The 19,369-nt window shown below is 70.2% G+C and carries 14 protein-coding genes and 1 pseudogene; 7 read left to right on the top strand and 8 right to left on the bottom strand.

The genetic code is table 11. From position 1 onward, the window contains the following. Positions 1 to 201: a hypothetical protein gene (locus tag MKK52_RS17545; protein ID WP_243955969.1), complete on the bottom strand. Its 201-nt coding sequence runs from the start codon at positions 199 to 201 to the stop codon at positions 1 to 3. After that, entirely contained in the window at positions 198 to 1,244 is a 1,047-nt protein-coding gene (locus tag MKK52_RS17540) for a hydantoinase/oxoprolinase family protein (protein ID WP_243955967.1), read from the bottom strand. Before MKK52_RS17540 ends, MKK52_RS17545 begins: the two co-directional genes overlap by 4 nt. Before the next feature lie 6 nt (positions 1,245 to 1,250). On the opposite strand from MKK52_RS17540, the gene MKK52_RS17535 reads away from it, so the two are divergent. From MKK52_RS17535 to MKK52_RS17525, 3 genes are all read left to right on the top strand, one after another. Next, entirely contained in the window at positions 1,251 to 1,976 is a 726-nt protein-coding gene (locus MKK52_RS17535; RefSeq protein WP_243955965.1) for a HisA/HisF-related TIM barrel protein, read from the top strand. A gap of 69 nt (positions 1,977 to 2,045) precedes the next feature. After that, positions 2,046 to 2,648, top strand: a complete 603-nt coding sequence (gene leuD, locus MKK52_RS17530) for a 3-isopropylmalate dehydratase small subunit (RefSeq protein WP_243955962.1) — start codon at positions 2,046 to 2,048, stop codon at positions 2,646 to 2,648. Positions 2,649 to 2,753: 105 nt separating this feature from the next. Beyond that, positions 2,754 to 3,950 carry a lytic murein transglycosylase gene (locus tag MKK52_RS17525; RefSeq protein WP_243955960.1) on the top strand — a complete coding sequence of 399 codons (1,197 nt, stop codon included), beginning with the start codon at positions 2,754 to 2,756 and terminating at the stop codon, positions 3,948 to 3,950. Positions 3,951 to 4,028: 78 nt separating this feature from the next. Here MKK52_RS17525 and rplS read toward each other — a convergent pair whose 3' ends face one another. Further along, positions 4,029 to 4,436 carry a 50S ribosomal protein L19 gene (rplS, locus tag MKK52_RS17520; RefSeq protein ID WP_243955958.1) on the bottom strand — a complete coding sequence of 136 codons (408 nt, stop codon included), beginning with the start codon at positions 4,434 to 4,436 and terminating at the stop codon, positions 4,029 to 4,031. 129 nt (positions 4,437 to 4,565) lie between these two features. Further along, entirely contained in the window at positions 4,566 to 4,766 is a 201-nt protein-coding gene (locus tag MKK52_RS17515) for a translation initiation factor IF-2 (RefSeq protein ID WP_243955956.1), read from the bottom strand. A gap of 104 nt (positions 4,767 to 4,870) precedes the next feature. Between MKK52_RS17515 and MKK52_RS17510 the strand changes: the two genes are divergently transcribed. Continuing rightward, on the top strand, positions 4,871 to 6,208 hold the full coding sequence (locus tag MKK52_RS17510; RefSeq protein WP_243955954.1) for a PLP-dependent aminotransferase family protein: 1,338 nt from the start codon (positions 4,871 to 4,873) through the stop codon (positions 6,206 to 6,208). Positions 6,209 to 6,228: 20 nt separating this feature from the next. Here MKK52_RS17510 and MKK52_RS17505 read toward each other — a convergent pair whose 3' ends face one another. The 3 genes from MKK52_RS17505 to argB form a co-directional block, all read right to left on the bottom strand. Next, positions 6,229 to 6,639, bottom strand: a complete 411-nt coding sequence (locus tag MKK52_RS17505; RefSeq protein WP_243955952.1) for a metallopeptidase family protein — start codon at positions 6,637 to 6,639, stop codon at positions 6,229 to 6,231. Continuing rightward, positions 6,636 to 7,370 carry a pyrimidine 5'-nucleotidase gene (locus MKK52_RS17500; RefSeq protein ID WP_243955951.1) on the bottom strand — a complete coding sequence of 245 codons (735 nt, stop codon included), beginning with the start codon at positions 7,368 to 7,370 and terminating at the stop codon, positions 6,636 to 6,638. The genes MKK52_RS17505 and MKK52_RS17500 overlap by 4 nt, the downstream gene beginning before the upstream one ends. Before the next feature lie 70 nt (positions 7,371 to 7,440). Beyond that, positions 7,441 to 8,334, bottom strand: coding sequence for an acetylglutamate kinase (gene argB / locus MKK52_RS17495; RefSeq protein WP_243955950.1), 894 nt, complete (start codon positions 8,332 to 8,334; stop codon positions 7,441 to 7,443). A 265-nt stretch (positions 8,335 to 8,599) separates the two neighbouring features. On the opposite strand from argB, the gene MKK52_RS17490 reads away from it, so the two are divergent. The 3 genes from MKK52_RS17490 (at position 8,600) to MKK52_RS17480 (ending at position 19,102) form a co-directional block, all read left to right on the top strand. Beyond that, positions 8,600 to 9,931, top strand: coding sequence for a UDP-glucose dehydrogenase family protein (locus MKK52_RS17490; protein ID WP_243955949.1), 1,332 nt, complete (start codon positions 8,600 to 8,602; stop codon positions 9,929 to 9,931). Between the two features lie 367 nt (positions 9,932 to 10,298). Beyond that, positions 10,299 to 17,741: a type I polyketide synthase gene (locus MKK52_RS17485; RefSeq protein WP_243955948.1), complete on the top strand. Its 7,443-nt coding sequence runs from the start codon at positions 10,299 to 10,301 to the stop codon at positions 17,739 to 17,741. After that, positions 17,738 to 19,102, top strand: a complete 1,365-nt coding sequence (locus MKK52_RS17480) for an aminotransferase class I/II-fold pyridoxal phosphate-dependent enzyme (RefSeq protein ID WP_243955946.1) — start codon at positions 17,738 to 17,740, stop codon at positions 19,100 to 19,102. Before MKK52_RS17485 ends, MKK52_RS17480 begins: the two co-directional genes overlap by 4 nt. Positions 19,103 to 19,172: 70 nt before the next feature. Here MKK52_RS17480 and MKK52_RS17475 read toward each other — a convergent pair. Then, positions 19,173 to 19,369: pseudogene (locus MKK52_RS17475) on the bottom strand (sugar transporter); the annotation flags it as partial.

The following is a 19,369-nucleotide window of genomic DNA, read 5'->3' as shown; positions in this document are numbered from 1 at the left end:
TCATGCCGCTTCCGGCGGTTCGTCGTCGCCCGGCGCGGCGGGCGAGTTGAGCAGATCCTCCAACTCGTCGATGAGCCGGTCGATCTGATCCTCGGTGGCGAGCACCTTCAGCACTTCGCCGGTCTCGGCCTCGACGGCCAGCTCGATATGCGGCCCGACGCGTACCGCCAGCATCCGCGCGAGTATCTTGATGGCGCTCATCGAGTCAGGTCCTCCGCGATAAGGCCGACCGCCACGGCCGGGCCACAGGTCGAAATCCAGGTGGACGCCGCCTCCCCCGCCCGCGCGGCGAGGAGGTCGGCGAGGCCCGTGCGCGAACGCCCGAGCCGAACCGCGAGCCGGTCGCCGACGAAGGCTCCGGCGCCGCAGGTCACGAGGGGGGCGCCCGCCGGCAGGTCGGGCCGCGAGAGCAGGGTCGCCGCCGCATCGTGCAGCAGGCGCAGCTGCGACTCAGCGAAATGGCCCGCGAGGGCGGCCCAGGCCGGGGCATCGCCCTCCCCCCGGTCGCGGCCGACGATGCGGGCGAGGCGCGTCTCGCTCTCCGCCACCGACTTGCCCTTGCGGTCGCCCGTGCCCTGCTGGTCGGCTTCCGGCGGCAGGTCGCCGAGGATGCGGTAGACATCCGCCGCGTGGGCGAAGGTCTCGGTCATCAGCCGGGTGCGGCGCCCCAGGAACGGGGCATGGTCCGTCAGGCCGATGAGGGGCGTGCGCACCACGCCGGTATAGACGAGTTCGCCGGTCTCCAGCCGTTCGGCGTCGCTGTAGCCGGTGGCGGCCGGGCGCCCGCCGATCACCGGGATGAGGTCGGCGGTGGTCGAGCCGATATCCACGACGAAGGCATCGGGGGCGAGCCGTCCGACAAGGGCGGCGGTGGCGTACCAATTGGCCGAGGCGATCTCGAAGGACGCGGCGGCCGCCTCCTCCGGCGCGACGAAGCCGGCGCGGCCGGCGAAGATCCGCACCGGACCTGCGAGCCGTTCGGCGGCCCAGCCGGCGAGCGCCGCGACGCCCTCCGTCCGGTCGGCGAAGCAATCGGTGAGCTCGCCCGTCATGGTGACGGCGTGGTGCGCCTGTTGCCGTGTCCAGTCGGGCAGCGTCGCCAGGGTCGCATCGAGCGCCGTGAGGCCCTGCCACAGGGGACACGGCGCCTGCACGGCGGCCTGCACGCGCCCGTCGCGAATCAGCGAGGCCTTGACGTGGACCCCGCCGAGGTCCCACCCGACGATGGTGCTGGCAATCGACATGCGCGGATGACGAGCTTCGAGAGAGTGGGGGACGCGGCCGGGGCTCCCGGCTTCGCGGTGATTCCGGTGCTGGACCTGCGCGGGGGCCGCGTGGTCCGGGCGCGCCGGGGCGAGCGCGCCACCTATGCCCCGATCGAGACGCCCTTGGCAAAGGGATCCGACCCCGCCGCCGTGGCGTCCGGCCTGCTGCGGGCATGGCCGGCGCGGTGCCTCTACGTGGCCGATCTCGATGCCATCATCGACGGGGCCGCGCCGGACCTCGCAGCGCTGCGCGCCATCATCGCCGCCTGCCCCGGCACCAGCCTGTGGGTCGATGCCGGATTCGCGCGGGCCGATGGGGTGGAGGCGTTCCTGGCCGAGGGACTGGGACGCCCGGTGATCGGCACCGAGAGCCAGGGGGACGCCGCCCTCGTGACGGCCCTCGGCGACCGGGCGGTGCTGTCCCTCGACACGCGCGGCGGCGAGCGGATGGGGCCCGACAGCCTGCACGAGGACGCCACCCTCTGGCCCGCCGACGTCATCGCCATGACGCTGGCGAGCGTCGGCGCCGGGTCCGGTCCCGACCTCCCCGCCCTGCAAGCAATCCGCGCGCGGGCGCCGAGCCGCCGCGTCTATGCGGCGGGCGGGGTGCGGGGGCCGGAGGACCTGCGGGCGCTGGCGGCGGCGGGCATCGCGGGCGCCCTCATCGCCTCGGCCCTCCACGACGGCACCCTGCGGCGGGAGCACGCCTGAACTTCCGGCCCGGCCAAGAGGCTGCTACACCGGAGCGATTCCAGAAACCCGACCGGCACCAAAAAGACGATGGACAAGTTCACGACTCTGGAGGGCGTCGCGGCGCCCATGCGGACGATCAACGTCGATACCGACCGGATCATCCCGGCCAAGTATCTCAAGACGATCAAGCGCACCGGCCTCGGCAAGAGCCTGTTCGCGGAGATGCGCTACCGCGAGGACGGCTCCGAGAACCCGGACTTCATCCTGAACCAGCCCGCCTACCGCCAGTCCAAGATCCTCGTGGTCGGCGACAACTTCGGCTGTGGCTCGTCCCGCGAGCACGCGCCCTGGGCGCTGGCCGATTTCGGCATCCGCTGCGTGATCTCCACGAGCTTCGCCGACATCTTCTTCAACAACTGCGCGAAGAACGGCATCCTGGCGATCCGCGTCGCGCCGGAGGATCTGGAGAAGCTGTTCGAGGATGCCGAGCGCGGCGCCAACGCCACGCTGACGGTCGACCTCGAAACCCAGACGATCCGTGGCCCCGATGGCGGCACCCTGCATTTCGACATCGAGCCCGGCCGGAAGCACAACCTGCTGAACGGGCTGGACGAGATCGGGACGACGCTGGAGCGAGGCTCAACCATCGACGCCTACGAGCAGAAGCTCGCCGCGCGTGAATGGGCCTGAGGCCTCGGGCGACAGGGGGTGACGGGCGTTCCGTCACCCTTCGTTAACCCTCATGCCGCCTGAATCCGCGCCCAGATTCCGCCTGCCGACATGAGGGTTCCCGCCATGCCGAAGCCGACCAACGGACAGGGGCTCGCCGTGGCGCTGAGCCTTCTCGCCGGCCTCTCGGCGGCGCCGGCCCGCGCCGATTTCGACGGGTGTCTCGCGGGCCTGCGCGCCCAGGCCTCCGCCGCCGGCTTCTCGGGCCGGGCGTTCGAGGCCGCCACCGCCGGCATCACCTACGACGACAAGGTGATCGAGCTCTCGCAGGCCCAGCCCGAGTTCAAGACGCCGATCTGGGATTACATGGCCGCCCTCGTGGACGACGAGCGGGTCGAGGATGGGCGCGCCGCCATGCGCCAGCACGCCGACGCCCTCGCCCGCGCCGAGGCCCGCTACGGCGTGGACCGCTACACCATCGCCGCCGTGTGGGGCGTGGAATCGAACTTCGGCAAGAACCTCGGCAAGATGCCGCTGGTGCAGTCGCTCGCCACCCTCGCCTGCTCCGGCAACCGCCGCCGGGACTTCTTCCGGGGCGAGCTGATGGCCACCCTGAAAATCATCGACCGGGGTGACATCGCGCCGGAGCGGCTGACCGGCTCCTGGGCCGGGGCCTTCGGCCAGACCCAGTTCATGCCGACCACCTACCAGCGCCTCGCCGTCGACGGCGACGGGGACGGGCGCCGCGACGTGGTCGATTCGGTGGCGGATGCCGTCGCCTCGACGGCGAACTTCCTGCACGTCGCCAAGTGGCAGAACGGGCAGCCCTGGGGCTATGAGGTGCGCCTGCCCGCGGGCTTCAACGTGCCCGCCGCCGGCCGGAAGAACAAGAAGCCGGTCTCGCACTGGGCGTCGCTCGGCGTCACCCGCGTCGACGGGCGCCCCCTCTCGGGCGAGGGCGCGGCGGGCATCATCGCCCCGGCCGGTGCCGGCGGCCCGGCCTTCCTCGTGACCCGGAACTTCGACGCGATCTATTCCTACAACGCCGCCGAATCCTACGGCCTCGCCATCGCCGTCCTGTCCGACCGCCTGCGTGGGCGGCCGGGGGTGCAGGTAGCGTGGCCGACCGACGATCCGCCGCTGTCGCGGGCCGAGCGCCGCGACCTGCAGGTGCGCCTCACCAGCATGGGCTACGATGTCGGCGAGCCGGACGGGAAGGTCGGCCAGAAGACCCGCGACGCGATCAAGGACATCGAGCGCAAGCTCGGCATGCCGGCGACCGGCCGTCCCGGCGGCAAGGTGCTCGAAGCCCTGCGCCGCTGAGACGGCGCCGGCCCCACGAAAAAGCCCGCCTCGGCCAAGCCGGGCGGGCTATTTTGTGTCGGCCTTGGCGCCGAAGACTTACTCGGCGGCGGCGGGAGCCGAGGCCGGAGCGCCCTTGGCGGGCTTCGCGGCGCGGTCGCTGCGCTCGACGATACGGGCCGACTTCCCGCGACGGTCACGCAGGTAGTACAGCTTGGCGCGACGCACCTTACCGCGACGGACCACCTTGATCGAATCGATCATCGGGGAGTGGACCGGGAAGACGCGCTCGACGCCCTCGCCGTAGGAGATCTTGCGGACGGTGAAGCTCTCGTTGAGGCCGCCGCCGGAACGGGCGATGCAGACGCCCTCGTAGGCCTGGACGCGGGTCCGCTCGCCTTCCTTCACGCGAACGTTGACGATGACCGTGTCGCCCGGCTCGAAATCGGGAATGGTCTTGGCGAGGCGCGCGACTTCCTCGCGCTCCAGCTGCTCGATGATGTTCATGATAATGCTCCAGCCGTTGCGCCCAACCGCCCCGAGGGTGGCGAGCACCAGGATTTCGGCGATCCTGTTGTGAGTTGGCCGGGCTCCTACACCAGCGCGCGTCGCTTGTCGACCGTCTGGTGTTCGGCTTCACGGCCGCCAGAGCGGCTTCAGGATCTCGTCGCGGATGACGAACGGATCGAGACCCACTTCCCGGATCTGATCCGGGTCAAGGCAGGCGAGGGCGCGCCGGTTCTGGAGGCGGCGCAGCCACAGGCTCGGCCATGCGATGCCGTCCTTCGGCGGCGTCAGCGAGACCGGGCGGGCGGAGATCACGAAGTGCGCGGACATGATGACTGATCCGATGGTGAGGAAGCAGTCCGGCCGGGATTGCATGCTCCGATGTGCCCCGCTAATTGCATCGGATCAATCGGAACATTGTGCTCGGAGCAATTATGCCGTCGACGGACTTCCGGGGTGTTGCCGATGAGGTCGCCGCCGACATGGCGGCGGGTAGGCTCCGGCCGGGCGACCGGTTGCCTCCTCAGCGGGAGTTCGCCTACGCGCGGGGCATCGCGGTCTCGACCGCGAGCCGCGTCTATGCCGAACTGGCGCGCCGGGGGCTGGTGATCGGAGAGGTCGGGCGCGGGACTTATGTCCGCTCGGACCTCGGCACGTCGCGGGCGGTCCCCCCCGAGCCGCCGCCCAGCGCGGTCGACCTGCAGCGAACCATGACGTACCTGCCCGAGCAGGAAGCGGTTCTCGCCGAGACGCTGGCCAAGCTCGGACGCAGCGGCGCAATCGAGGCGGCGCTCCAGCAGCATGGCCCCACCGGCACGCCACATGCGCAGGCGGTGGCGGCGTCGTTCCTCGCGGCGGAGGGCTACGCGCCGGCGCCGGCCGACATCCGCTTCGCGGGCAATGGCCGGCAAGGTATCGCCGCCGCCCTGGCGGCCCTCGCCTCGCCGGGCGAGCGGGTCGGGTGCGAGCCGCTTACCTACCCGGTAGTGAAGGGAATCGCATCGCGCCTCGGGATCGCCCTCATCCCCCTCGCCATGGATGACGAAGGCCTGTGCCCGGACGCCGTCTTACAGACGCACCGTGTCACGCCGTTGAGCGGCCTCTACCTTCAGCCGAGCTTGCAGAACCCCCTCGGCACGACGATGGGCGCGCAGCGCCGGGCGGCTCTCGCTGCCGTCCTGCGGAGAACCGGCATCGTCGCCATCGAGGACGCCGTTTATGGCTTCCTCGCCGATACGAAGCCGCTGGCGGCGCTCGCGCCGGAGAACGTGATCCTGATCGACAGCCTCTCGAAGCGGGTGGCGCCGGGGCTGACGATCGGAATGCTCGTGGCCCCTCCGGGATTGGGCGAGCGGCTCGGTGTGTCCCTGCGCCAGGGGGGCTGGTCGGCGACCGGCTTCTCCCTCGCGGCAGGCGTCCACTGGATGAGCGGCGGCGACGCCGAACGTCTCGCCGCCATCAAGCGCAAGGACGCCGCGGAGCGGCAGGCCATCGCGCGACGGGTGCTGGCCGATCTTGAGATCGTCGGGGATCCCCGCGCCTATCACCTGTGGTTTCGGCTGCCCGACCAGTGGCGCGCGGAGGCCTACACGAACGCCGCGTTCCGGCGCGGCATGGCGATCATCCCTGCCTCGGCCTTCGCGGTGACGCCGGGCCATGCGCAGAACGCGGTTCGGATCGCCCTCGCCTCGCCGAGCCGCGACGACCTCGCCAGGGCTCTCGGGCAGCTTCGCACCCTCGCCTTGGCGGGTGACGAGCAGATCATCGAGTAGGGCGATCGGATCCGCGCCCGTCAGACCTCGTTGGCGGCGGCTTCGATGCGGTCCATGTCCTCGTCGGAGAGGCCGAAATGGTGGCCGATCTCGTGGACCAGCACATGGGTGATGAGGTCGCCCAGCGACTCGTCGTGCTCGGCCCAGTAATCGAGGATCGGCCGGCGGTAGAGCCACACGGCGTTCGGCATCCGCCCCGTCTCGACTTCGCCGGACTGCGCGAGCCCGACGCCCCGGAACAGGCCGAGGATGTCGAACTCGCTCTCGCAGTTCATCTCGTCGAGCGTCTGCTCGTCGGGGAAATCCTCGACATGGATCGTCACGCCCGCGCAGCGGGTGCGGAAGGCCAGCGGCAGGGCGGCGAAGGCGTCGTGCGCCAGGGCCTCGATCTCGGCGAGGTCCGGCGCCCGCAGTCCCGCGAGGCCGCTCATGCCGTGCCGACCACCGGCTGCACGCAGGTGGTGAGGAAGCCCGCGAGGTCGTCGGTGATGTGGTCGATATGCGGCTCCTGCACCGCCTCCTGCTCGAACGCCTCGCGATAGGGGTCGACGATCCGGGGCACCACGAGCACCGTCGCCATGCCGAGGTCGTGTGGCACGGCGAGGTTGCGGGCGATGTCCTCGAACAAGGCCGAGCGCGTCGGCTCGACGCCATGCGCCTTCAGGAAGCGCTCGTAGGTGACGCGCTCGGGCTTCGGTACGAAGTCGGCCGCCGCGATGTCGAACACGTCCTCGAAATGGTCGAGGATGCCGAGCTTGGCCGCGACGTTCTCCGCGTGGCGGCGGGAGCCGTTGGTGAGAATCAGCTTGCGGCCGGGCAGCTTCTCGATCGCCGCGCCGAGGGGGGCGTCGAGCTTGATCGTGGAGTGGTCGATGTCGTGGGCGAAGTCGAGGAAGTCGTGCGGGTCCACGCCCTCCTCGACCATCAGCGCCTTCAGGGTCGTCCCGTAGCGGTGGTAGAAGTACTTCTGCAGGGCCCGCGCCGAGATGGCGTCGAGCCCGTAGAGGCGCATCACGTAGAGGGTGATGCGCTCGTCCACCTGCGGCCAGACCCGCGCGTCGCTCGGATAGAGCGTGTTGTCGAGATCGAACACCCAGGTGTCGACATCGCCGAAGCCCCGGGCGCCCGGGGCGGTGAAGTGGTCTTGCGTCGGCTGATACAAGGAATCCGTCGCAGGAAAGAGGGGCGGCCTGAGGCCGGGCGACGACAATGCGCGGAGACGGCCGAGGTTGCTAGCCCCGCCGAATCAGCGTTCCGGCGCCGTAATTCGTGAAAAGCTCCAGCAGAACCGCGTGGTTCACCTTCCCGTCGAGGATGACCACAGCCTCCACGCCCCGGTCGAGGGCGTACATGCAGGTTTCGATCTTCGGGATCATGCCGCCGGTGATGGTGCCGTCCGCGATGAGGCGGCGGCAATCCTCGACGGTGAGTTCGGGAATGAGCTTCTTGTCCTTGTCGAGCACGCCCGGCACGTCGGTCAGGAGCAGCAGGCGCTTGGCCCGCAGCGCACCGGCGATGGCACCCGCGAAGGTGTCGGCGTTGACGTTGTAGGTCTGCCCGTCGGCGCCGTAGGCCACGGGGGCCAGGACCGGGATCAGCTCCGCCTTCAGCACCGCGTCGAGGACGCCGCGCTCGACATGCTCGGGCTCGCCGACGAGGCCGAGGTCGAGCACCTGCTCCTCGTTGCTCTCGGGATCGCGGAACGTCTTCATGGCGCGCTTGGCGCGGACCATGTTGCCGTCCTTGCCGCACAGGCCGATGGCCCGGCCGCCCTGCCCCGAGATCCAGCCGACGATCTGCTTATTGATGGAGCCGGCGAGCACCATCTCCACCACCTCGACGGTGGCGGCATCGGTGACGCGCAGGCCGCCCCGGAATTCGGACTGGATGCCCAGCCGGTCGAGCATCCGGCCGATCTGCGGCCCGCCGCCATGGACCACGAGGGGCTTCAGGCCGGACTGTTCGAGGAGGACCACGTCCTGCGCGAAGGTCTGCGCCGCCTCCGCATCGCCCATCGCGTGGCCGCCGTACTTGATGAGCACGATCTCCTGATCGTAGCGCTGCATGTGCGGCAGCGCCTGGGCGAGGATCTCGGCGCGCACGTGCACGTTCGGCAGTTCGGTCATCGCGGTCCTTTGCCAGCTTTCCCACCCGGGTTCGGCGGGGGCTCGGGTCTCAGGGCGGTGTGCTTCTACAGGACTTGTCCGGGCCGTTGAAGCCGCGATCGGCGCGTGGCGAGCATTCCGGCGCTGTCAAAAAACCGTCGTGATTTCGCGGTGTTGCTGCGTGGCTACAGATCGGGCCGCGCGAAGGCGGCCCGGTTGCGCCGACGCCGTCTGCGGCACATGCTGCGATGCGGCACGCCGCCCGGTCGGCTGCCGGGAGATTGGCATGCGTATCGCGATGATCGGGGCGGGGTATGTCGGACTGGTATCCGGCGCCTGTCTCGCGGATTTCGGCCACGACGTCGTCTGCATCGACCGCGATCCGGCCAAGATCGCCGCCCTCGAACAGGGCCGGATGCCGATCTACGAGCCGGGGCTCGAATCCCTCGTTGCCGACAACGTGCGTCAGGGCCGGCTCTCGTTCCGCACGGAACTGCGCGAGGCGGTGGCCGGCGCCGACGCCGTGTTCATCGCGGTGGGCACGCCCTCCCGCCGGGGCGACGGCTTCGCGGACCTGTCCTTCGTCCACGACGCGGCACGCGAGATCGCCGGGGCCCTGTCGGGCTACACGGTGGTCGTGACCAAATCGACTGTGCCGGTGGGCACGGGCGACGAGGTGGAGCGTATCATTCGCGAGACGGTCCCGCAGGCCGAGTTCGCCGTGGTGTCGAACCCGGAATTCCTGCGCGAGGGCGCCGCCATCGGCGACTTCAAGCGCCCCGACCGGATCGTCGTCGGCACAGAGGATCCCCGCGCCGAGGCGGTGATGCGGGAGGTCTACCGCCCGCTCTACCTGAACGCCTCGCCGATCCTCGTGACGGGACGCCGCACGGCCGAACTCACCAAGTACGCGGCCAACGCGTTCCTGGCGGCCAAGATCACCTTCATCAACGAGATGGCCGACCTGTGCGAGGCGGTCGGCGCCGACGTGCAGCAGGTGGCGCGCGGCATCGGCCTCGATGGCCGCATCGGCACGAAGTTCCTCCATGCCGGGCCGGGCTATGGCGGCTCGTGCTTCCCCAAGGACACGCTGGCCTTGGCCAAGACGGCGCAGGACCACGGGATGCCCCTGCGCATCGTGGAGACGGTGGTCGCCGTCAACGACCAGCGCAAGCGCGCGATGGCGCGCAAGGTGATCCGCGCCTGCGGCGGTTCGGTGCGCGGCAAGACCATCGCCCTCCTCGGCCTCACCTTCAAGCCGGATACGGACGACATGCGCGAGGCGCCCTCGCTCGCCATCGCCGCCGGGCTCCAGGACGGCGGGGCCAAGGTGCGGGCCTACGATCCCGAGGGGATCGAGCAGGCGCGCCCGCTCCTGCCGGCCGTCTCCTTCGCGGAAGATGCCTATTCCTGTGCAGAAGGGGCCGACGCGGTGGTGATCGTCACCGAGTGGAACGCCTTCCGCGCCCTCGATCTCAAGCGTCTTCATATGGCGATGCGCACGCCGGTTCTGGTCGATCTGCGCAACATCTACGACCCCGCTATCGCAGCGCAGCATGGATTTGCCTATCAGGGCGTCGGCCGTAGCGCCGGGACGGCCTCGACATCCGAAGCTTGAGTGAATCGCACCGTCGAACGACGGGGCGATACTGGCGATGACCGTGGGCCGGCGCGGCCGTGATTTGCCGCGCGTCAACGGATAGACTGTCGCAGCACAATGCTTCCAAGCAGAGCAGTAGCGGGTTCGGATGATGAATCAATCATCACGGTAGCGCTGCCCTGGATTCGAAATTGGCTTTTATGCGGCAGCGATTGTGGATAGCGCTGATGAATACATGTCACATCGCGGCGCAATTTCTCTCTAGGTGGAAGTCCTATCCCGGCGCGAGGTTGGACACCGCATTGACGCCATACTAAGGGACCAGATGGTCCTCACTCGTCGAGAGCCGAGCCACCTTACCTTCACGAGCGCCCGCGAACCGAACGTGACACAACGCACAGATATCGCGATCGTCGGACGCGCCTGCCGACTCCCCGGGGCGCCGAGCGTCGAGGGCCTGTGGCAGCTGCTTTCGGAGGGCCGCTGCGCGGTCACCACCCTGCCCCCGGACCGCTTCTCCCTCGAACGGTTTCTGCATCCTCGCGCCCATGAGCGCGGCAAGAGCTACACCTTCGCGGCGGGCGCGCTCGAGGACGTCTGGTCGTTCGATCCCACCGTGTTCGGCATCTCCCCCCGCGAGGCCGAGCAGATGGACCCGCAGCAGCGGATGCTGCTGGAGCTGACCTGGGAAGCCCTGGAAGATGCCGGGCTGCGGCCCTCGGCCGTCGCGGGCAGCCAGATCGGCGTGTTCGTCGGTGCCTCGTCGCTGGATCACGGCAATCTGCGCATCATGGATGCGCCCTCGGGCGACGCCTACACCGCCACCGGCAACACGCTCTCGATTCTCTCGAACCGTATCTCCTACATCTACGACCTGAAGGGTCCGAGCTTCACCGTCGACACGGCCTGCTCGTCCTCCCTCGTCGCCTTCGACAACGCCGTCCAGGCGATTCGCTCCGGCCGGATCGACACCGCCATCGTGGCGGGCGTGAACGTGCTGGCGAGCCCGTTCAACTTCATCTGCTTCTCCGCCGCGCAGATGCTCTCGCGCACCGGCCTGTGCCAGGCGTTCTCCAAGAACGCGGACGGCTACGTGCGCTCCGAGGGCGGCGTGGTGCTGGTCCTTCGCTCGGCCGAGGCGGCGCGCCGCGCCGGCTCCACCGTGCGCGCGGTCGTGGCTGCCTCCGGCGTGAACTCCGACGGTCGCACCACCGGCATCTCCCTGCCCTCCGGCTACGCCCAGGCGGCGCTGCTGGAGCAGGTCTATCGCGAGGCCGAAATCGCCGTCGATGACCTCGCCTTCATGGAGGCGCACGGCACCGGCACGCCGGTCGGCGACCCCATCGAGGCGTCGGCCATCGGCACCAAGCTCGGCAAGGGGCGCGGCATCCCGCTGCCCATTGGCTCGATCAAGACCAATATCGGCCACACCGAGCCGGTCTCGGGTCTCGCCGGCCTGATGAAGGCGACGCTCGCCCTCGAACACAATCTCGTGCCGCCCTCGCTGCACGCCGCCGAACTGAACCCCGAAATTCCCTTCGGCGACCTGAACCTGCACGTCGTGCGGCAGGCGCTGCCGATCACCCGTGGCAGCCGCCAGCGCTTCGCGGGCGTGAACTCCTTCGGATTCGGCGGCACCAACGCCCACGTCGTCATCACCGACGCCGACCCGGTCCCAGCCGTGTCGGCCGAGGCGTCCCGCGCGCCGCAGGTGCTGATGATCTCGGCGCAGAGCCGCGCCGCCCTCAACGAGTTGGCCCTCGATTACGCCGAGCGCTTCGAGGCCGAGCCGGAGGCCGTGACCGAAGTCGCCGCCGCCATCGCGCATCGCCGCGAGCGGATGCCCGCGCGCCTCGCCGTCTCGCTGGATGGCCCGGCCGACGTGGCCTCGGCCCTGCGCGCCGTGGGCGAGGGCGAGGATTCCGAGGTGGCCCACACGGGCACCGCCGTGGACCGCGCCGCCGAGGTGGCCTTCGTCTATTCCGGCAACGGCAGCCAGTGGGCCGGCATGGGCCGCGAGGCCTACGAACTGAACGCGGTCTTCCGCGAGGCCTTCGACAAGATCGACACGCTGTTCCAGGCCTACGCCGACTGGTCGCTCAAGGACGCCCTCTACGCCGACGACCTCGACGAGCGGCTCGTCTTGACCAGCGTCTCGCAGCCGCTGATCTTCGCCATCGAGAGCGCCTCGACCACCTCCCTGCGCGCCAAGGGCCTCGTGCCGGCCTACGTGCTCGGCCACAGCGTGGGCGAGATCGCGGCGGCGGAAGCGGCCGGGATCCTCACCCTCGAGGATGCGGTCAAGGTCATCTACTACCGCAGCCACCATCAGGAGACGACGCACGGCCAGGGCACCATGGCGGTGCTTTTGATGCCGGTGGAAGAAGTCCCGGCCTTCCTCAAGGACTTCCCGAGCCTCGACCTCGCGGCGACCAACAGCCCGAAGGCCGTGACGGTGGCCGGGCCGGTGGCGGACATCGACGCCGCGCTCAAGGCGCTGTCGCGCAAGCGCCGCCGGGGCCGGAAGCTCGACCTCGCCTACGCCTTCCACGGCAGGCTGATGGACCCGACCGAGAAGCCGCTGCTGCGCGACCTCGCCGGCCTGCGCCCGCAGGCGGGCACCACGGCGATGATGTCCACCGTGACCGGCGCGAGGCTCGACGGCTCGACCGTCGGCCCGACCTACTGGTGGCGCAACATCCGCGAGCCGGTGCGCTTCAGCGACGCCGTGCAGGAGGCGACCCGCCAGGGCGCCCGCGTGTTCGTGGAAGTCGGCCCCCGCGCGACCCTCATGTCGCATGTCGGCGACGCGGTGGAGCCGCTCGGCATCGAGATCGCCACCGTCGGCGTCATGCACCGCAAGGCGTCCGGCAGCGACCCCATCGCCAAGGCAGTGAACGCGGCCCTCGTGCTCGGCGCCGCCGTCGATGACGACAAGCTGTTCGGCTCCGCGCCGCGCGGCGACGTGCGCCTGCCGACCTACCCCTGGCAGCGCCGCCCCTTCCGCCTGAACGACACGACCGAGAGCGTCGGTGCCCTGAGCCCCCGCCCCTACCACCCGCTGATCGGCTCGCGCGCCGAGGCGGATGGCCTAGAATGGCACGGCTACGTCGATCCCGAGACGCTGCCCGAGTTGGAAGATCACCGCGTCGAGGGGCAGGTCATCATGCCCGGCGCGGGCTTCGTGGAAATGGCCCTCGCGGCCGCCCAGACCGCGCTGCGCGACGATTCCGTGGTGCTCTCCGAGTTCGAGATCGTCGCGCCGATGATCTTCGCGGAGGACGCCCTGCGCGAGGTGACGGTGCGTCTCGCCGGCTCCGGCAACGGCATCCAGGTGCTGAGCCGCCCGCGCCTGACCCAGACGCCCTGGCAGCTCCACGCCCAGGCGAAGATCGTCGAGGGTGAGTTCTCGCCGCCGCGCAAGCCGGACCTCGACGGGTTCGACTTCGACACGGCGGGCGATCACGTCCTCTCCGGCGAGGCCCTGTACGGCCGCGCCGAGGCGGCGGGTCTCGGCTTTGGCCCGAGCTTCCGGCAGGTCGCCATGGCGGCGCGCCTCGACGAGGCGACGATCGTCGCCGACCTGAAGCCCGCCGAGGCTGATTCGCGCTTCGCCCTCGTGCCCTCGCGGCTCGACGCCTGCTTCCACGGTCTGATCCTGCTCTTCGCCGACCTCCTCGGAGACGGCGCGGGCAAGGCCTACATCCCCGTGCGCTTCGGCGAGATCCGCCTCGTGCGGCCGGGCGCCGTCATCGCGCGGTCGGTGATCCGCACCCGCCGCGCCAACGAGCGCTCGATCCTCGCCGACTTCACCCTGCTCGACGCGGAGGGCGAGGTCATCGCCACGATCCGCGAGGGCCGGTTCCAGGCCCTGCGCACCAAGGGCGGCGACGAGCTCGCGGCCTACGCGATCACCCAGCGGGCGGAACTCGCCACCGAGCCGACGGCGATCCCGATGGAGCGTCGCCCGAGCGTCGCGGCGCGCCTGCGCCCGCTGACGCAGCCGGTGAAGGGTTCGGCCGACGCCAGCCTGTCGCCGGGGCACCTGCTCCTCGAAGGCTGGGCGACCTCGCTCGCCTTCCGCCTCGCCAAGGGTTTGGCGGAGCAATCCGGTCAGGTGGCCCTGAGCGATCCCCGCCTGCCGGCGGCGCTGCGGCCCTGGCTCGTCAACGCCCTCTACGCCCTCGAAAGCAGCGGCCTCGCCGAGCACGAGACCGACGCGTGGCGTCTCAATGACGGCTCGGCCCTGCCCGCGCCCGACGAGATCATGCGCTGGATCGCGGCGGATCATCCCGACCTCTCGGCCGAACTGGTCCTGATCGCGGATGTCGGCGCCACGGTGGACCGCATTCTGGCGAATGACGTCACCGACCTGCCGAACCTGCCGCAGAGCGCGGTGGATGCCTTCATCCTGCGCTCGGCCACGTCCCGCCATTCGGCCAACGCCCTGGCGAGCCTGTTCGACGGCGCCCTCGGGCATCTTCCAAAGGAGCGGGCGCTGCGGGTGCTGCAGGTGGGCTACGGCCCGCTCTCGGCCCAGGCCGCCGCCTTCGCCACCTCGGCCGAAGCGCGCTTCACCATTTTCGAGACCGACCGGCGGCTCGCCGAGCGGGCGCGTCTCTCCTTCGGCCGCGCCGCGACTTTGATCGAGTCGGCCGACGAACTCACGGCCGGCGGGTTCGACCTGATCATCGGCGCCGGCAGCCTCCACCGGGGCGAGCGCGGCCTCATCGGCAACCTCTCGACGGCCCTGGCGACGGGCGGCCTGATGGTCGCCGTGGAGCCCGGCATCTCCCTGTTCCGCGACCTCGTCTTCGGGCTCACCCCCGATTGGTTCGAGGACGGGATGGGCGGCCTGCCCGTGGGCCGGCTCGACGATGTCGGCGGCTGGCAGCGCATCCTGAGCGCGGCGGGCCTCGTTTCGGTCTCCGTCGATCGTGCGATCTCCGGCAACGGCGACGACCTGCTTCTCGTGGCCGAGGCACCGGCCCGGCCGGTCCCGGCCGCCGCGCAGAGCTTCGCCTTCATCATCGGCTCGGACGACGATTTCGCCGCCGAGACCGCCTCCTCCCTCGCGACGCTGCTCGTCGCGGGCGGCGTCCATGTCTCGATCATCCTCGATTCCGAGACCTCGCTGATGGAGCTGGAGAAGGAGACGCCGGACACGGTGGTCTTCCTGGCCGGCGCCTTCATGCGCGGCGGCGAGGCGGCCGAGCGCCTGCGCGACCGTTGCCTGAGCCTGAAGCGCTGCGTCGAGCATCTCGGCGCCCGCCAGACCTGCCTTTGGGTCGTGTCGCCCGGCGCCACCCGTGATCGCGGCGGCCAGGCCACGAACGTCGAATCCGGCGTCTGGGCGTTCACCCGCACCCTGGCGAACGAGGTGCCGAACCTCGACATCCGCCGCATCGATCTCTCGCCCGAGATGTCCTCGAAGCGCGCCTCCGAGCGCCTGCGCGACCTCATCCTCTCCGGCACGCCGGAGACGGAGATCGTGCTGGACGACGAGAGCACGCAGGTCGTGCGCTTCCATGCCGGTCGGCCGCGCCACCGCGACCCGGCCGACACCGTCCCCGCCCCGGCCGCGCGGCTGGAGCGCAGCAACACGGGCGGCCTCAACGAGATGGTCTGGGGTCCGGCCGAGCGCGTCGCGCCCGGTCGCGGCGAACTCGAGATCGCCGTCGAGGCGACCGGCCTCAACTTCCGCGACGTTCTCTGGGCGCTTTCGATGCTCCCGGAAGAAATCCTGGAGGACGGCTTCGCCGGCCCGCGCCTGGGTCTCGAATGCGCCGGCCGCGTCACGGCGGTCGGGCCGGGGGTGAAGGGCTTCAAGGTGGGCGACGCCGTCGTCGCCTTCGCCCAATCCGGCTTCTCCACGCATATCGTGGTGCCCGACCTCGTCGTCGCGCCGATGCCGCAGGGCGTCGATCCGATGGCGGCGGCGACGGTGCCGGTGGCCTTCCTCACCGCCTACTACGCCCTCGTCTCCTGCGCCCGGATGCGGCGCGGGGAGTGGGTGCTGGTCCATGGCGGCGCGGGCGGCGTCGGCCTCGCCGCGCTTCAGATCGCCAAGCTCAAGGGCGCTCGCGTCATCGCGACGGCGGGCTCGCGCGAGAAGCGCGCCCTGGTGAAGGCGCTCGGCGCCGAGCACGTCCTCGATTCCCGCTCGCTCGCCTTCGTGGACGACGTACGGGCGATCACGGGCGAGGGCGTAGACATCGTGCTGAACAGCCTGTTCGGCGAGGCGATGGAGCGCTCCCTCAACGCGCTCCGGCCCTTCGGGCGCTTCGTGGAGTTGGGCAAGCGCGACTACGTCGCCAACACCCATATCGGCCTGCGGCCGTTCCGCCGGAACCTCAGCTATTTCGGCGTCGACCTCGATCAGGTGATCCAGCACCAGGGCGACGACGGCGCGCGGATGTTCCGCGAGGTGATGGCGCTGTTCAACGACGGCGGCCTGAAGCCCCTGCCCTATCAGCCCTTCACGGCGGCCGAGACCTCGGACGCGTTCCGGCTGATGCAGCAATCCGGGCATATCGGGAAGATCGTGATCAGCCCGCCCAAGGCCGGCACGGTCCTCAAGGATGTGGCCAAGCCCTTCACCGTCTCGGGCGAGGGCGTGCACCTCGTCACCGGCGGTCTCGGCGGCTTCGGCCTGGAGGCGGCGCGCTGGCTCGCGGATCGCGGCGCCCGGCACATCGTCCTCTCCGGCCGCAAGGGCGCGACGACCGACGAAGCCAAGGCCCTGCTCGCCGAGCTGACCGGACGCGGCGTGAAGGTCGAGGTCAAGGCGGTCGACATCACCAGCCGCTCGGCGGTGGACCGGATGCTCGCCGAGATCGAGCGCGGCGGCGCCAAGCTCGCGGGCGTGATCCACGCGGCGGCGGTCCTGCAGGACGGTCTGATCGCCAACATCGACGTCTCGGCGCTCGACGCGGTGATCGGCCCGAAGGTGATCGGCGCCCAGCACCTCGACGCGGCCACCCGCGACCGGCCGCTCGACTACTTCGTGCTGTTCTCTTCGGCCACGACCTTCATCGGCAATCCGGGCCAGGGCTCCTATGTCGCCGCCAACGGCTTCATGGAAGGCCTCGCCCGCCAGCGCCGCCGCCGGGGCCTTCCGGCTCTGGCCGTCGCCTGGGGTGCCATCGGCGACGTGGGCATGCTCGCGCGCAACAAGGCCGTGATGGAGACCCTGGCCGGTCGCGTCGGCGTGACGCCGATGGAAGCCCGCCGCTGCCTCGACCTGATGGCCGACGCCCTGTCGAACCAGGGCACCGCCCCGGACGAGGCGGTGATCGCCATCGCGGCGATGCATTGGGGCAAGGCGCGCGAGCGGCTCGCCACCATGCGCTCGCCGAGCTACGCCGAACTCGGGTCCGACCAGCAGGCGGAGGCCGGCGCGGTCCAGACGATCAACATCGCCTCGCTGCTCAAGGGCTCCGACATCGACACGGTGCGCAAGACCGTGTCGGACGCGATCGTGGACGACATCGCCCGCATCCTGCGCCTGCCGAAGGACGACATCAGCCGCGTGCGCCAGCTCTCGGAGATCGGCCTCGACTCGCTGATGGGCGTGGAACTCGGTGCGAGCCTTCAGGAGCGGTTCGGCCTCGAGTCACCGCCTGCGGGGCTTTCGGCGGGCATGACCGTCAACGAGCTGTCGGATTCCTTAATTCAGGCGGTTTCCGCGCCCATGGACGACACGGCGGGCGTCGCGATGAGCCTCATGGCCAAGCATATCGGCGGTGAGGTGAGTGCGAGCGTCATGGCCCCTCTGCGCGACCTGATCGAGGCGCGCGAGAACGAGAGCAAAGAGACCCAGCGATGACGCAATCTGCGCGGCCCGACGGTGGGCGTGCGGCCCTGGCCGGCTTCGTGACGAACCGCCTCGGGCGTGCGACCCCCCGGCCCGCCCAGGCCAAGGCGCCTGAGGCATCGCGCGTGAGCGCGGCCCAGAACTTCGAGAACCTGCCGGGCTACCGGGAGCTTAAGCTCCAGCGCTCGGCGGCCGAACTGATCGGCCTCGGCAACCCGTTCTTCCGCGTCCACGACGCCAAGGCCGGCGCCACGACGCGGATCGACCAGAAGACCTTCACGAACTTCTCGTCCTACGATTATCTCGGGCTGAACGGGCACCCGAAGGTCAGCGGCGCCGCCCGCGAGGCCATCGAGGCCTACGGCACCTCGGCCTCCGCGAGCCGCGTGGTGGCGGGGGAGCGTCCGGGCCATATCAGCCTGGAACAGGCGCTCGCTGCCCATTACCGCACCGAGGGCTGCGTGGTGATGGTGAGCGGGCACGCCACCAACGTCACGACCATCGGCGCCCTGCTGGAAGCCGGCGACGTGGTGTTCCACGATGCCCTCTCGCACAACAGTATCGTCACGGGCGTGCAGCTCTCGGGGGCGCAGCGCCGCTCCTTCGCCCACAACGACCTCGACGCGCTGGAGAACGTGCTCCAGGCGACGCGCCACGAGCACCGCCGGGCGCTGATCGTGATCGAGGGCCTTTACAGCATGGACGGCGACGCGCCGGACCTCGCCGGCTTCGTCGCCCTGAAGAAGCGCTACGATGCGTGGCTGATGGTGGACGAGGCCCACGGCCTCGGCGTCACCGGCCGCACGGGCGCGGGCCTGTTTGAGCATTGCGGTGTCGACCCGAAGGAGGTCGACATCTGGATGGGCACCCTGTCGAAGACCCTCTCGGGCTGCGGCGGCTACATCTGCGGCCCCATCGCGCTCATCGAGTACCTGAAGCATTCGGCCGGTGGCTTCGTCTACAGCGTGGGCATGTCGCCGCCGATCGCGGCGGCCGCCGAGGCCGCGCTCGAGGTGATGCAGGCCGAGCCGGAGCGCGTCGAGCGTCTTCGCCGCAACGGAAACCTGTTCCTCGCCACCGCGCGCAAGCTCGGCCTCGATACGGGGACCAGCCTCGGCCTCGCGGTGATCCCGGTTATCGTGGGCGATTCCCTCAAGGCGGTGACGCTGTCCGACCGGCTGTTCAAGCGCGGCATCAACGTGCAGCCGATCATCCACCCGGCGGTGCCGGAGCGCGGCTCTCGCCTGCGCTTCTTCCTGACTTCCGAGCACACGCCGGAGCAGATCACGGACACGGTCAACGCCGTCGCCGAGGAGATGGCCGCCATCGACAAGGGCGGCTCGCTGATCGAGCAGCTTCTCGCCAAGCGCTGAGGCGCTTTCGACCTGACGAAAAAGGGGCGCGGACCGTGAGGTCCGCGCCCCTTTTTCGTGGCCGGTTGGGCTACTTCGCGTAGGTGTACACGGCGGCCGCCGAGGCGACGGGGCCGGTGACGCTGGAGAAGACGCCCAGCACCTTCTGGATCTCGGTGAACGGCGCGTTCGAGACGTAGATCAGGTCGCGGTTGCGCATCCGGAACGCCTGCGCCGTGAACAGGCTGTTGGGGTCGCGCATGTCGATCCGGTACACCACCGGCACCA

The sequence above is a fragment of the Methylobacterium sp. J-067 genome (assembly GCF_022829465.1).
GTDB lineage: Bacteria > Pseudomonadota > Alphaproteobacteria > Rhizobiales > Beijerinckiaceae > Methylobacterium > Methylobacterium litchii.
The sequence above is the reverse complement of the archived record's forward strand: the minus strand, read 5'-3'. Positions and strand labels throughout refer to the sequence as shown.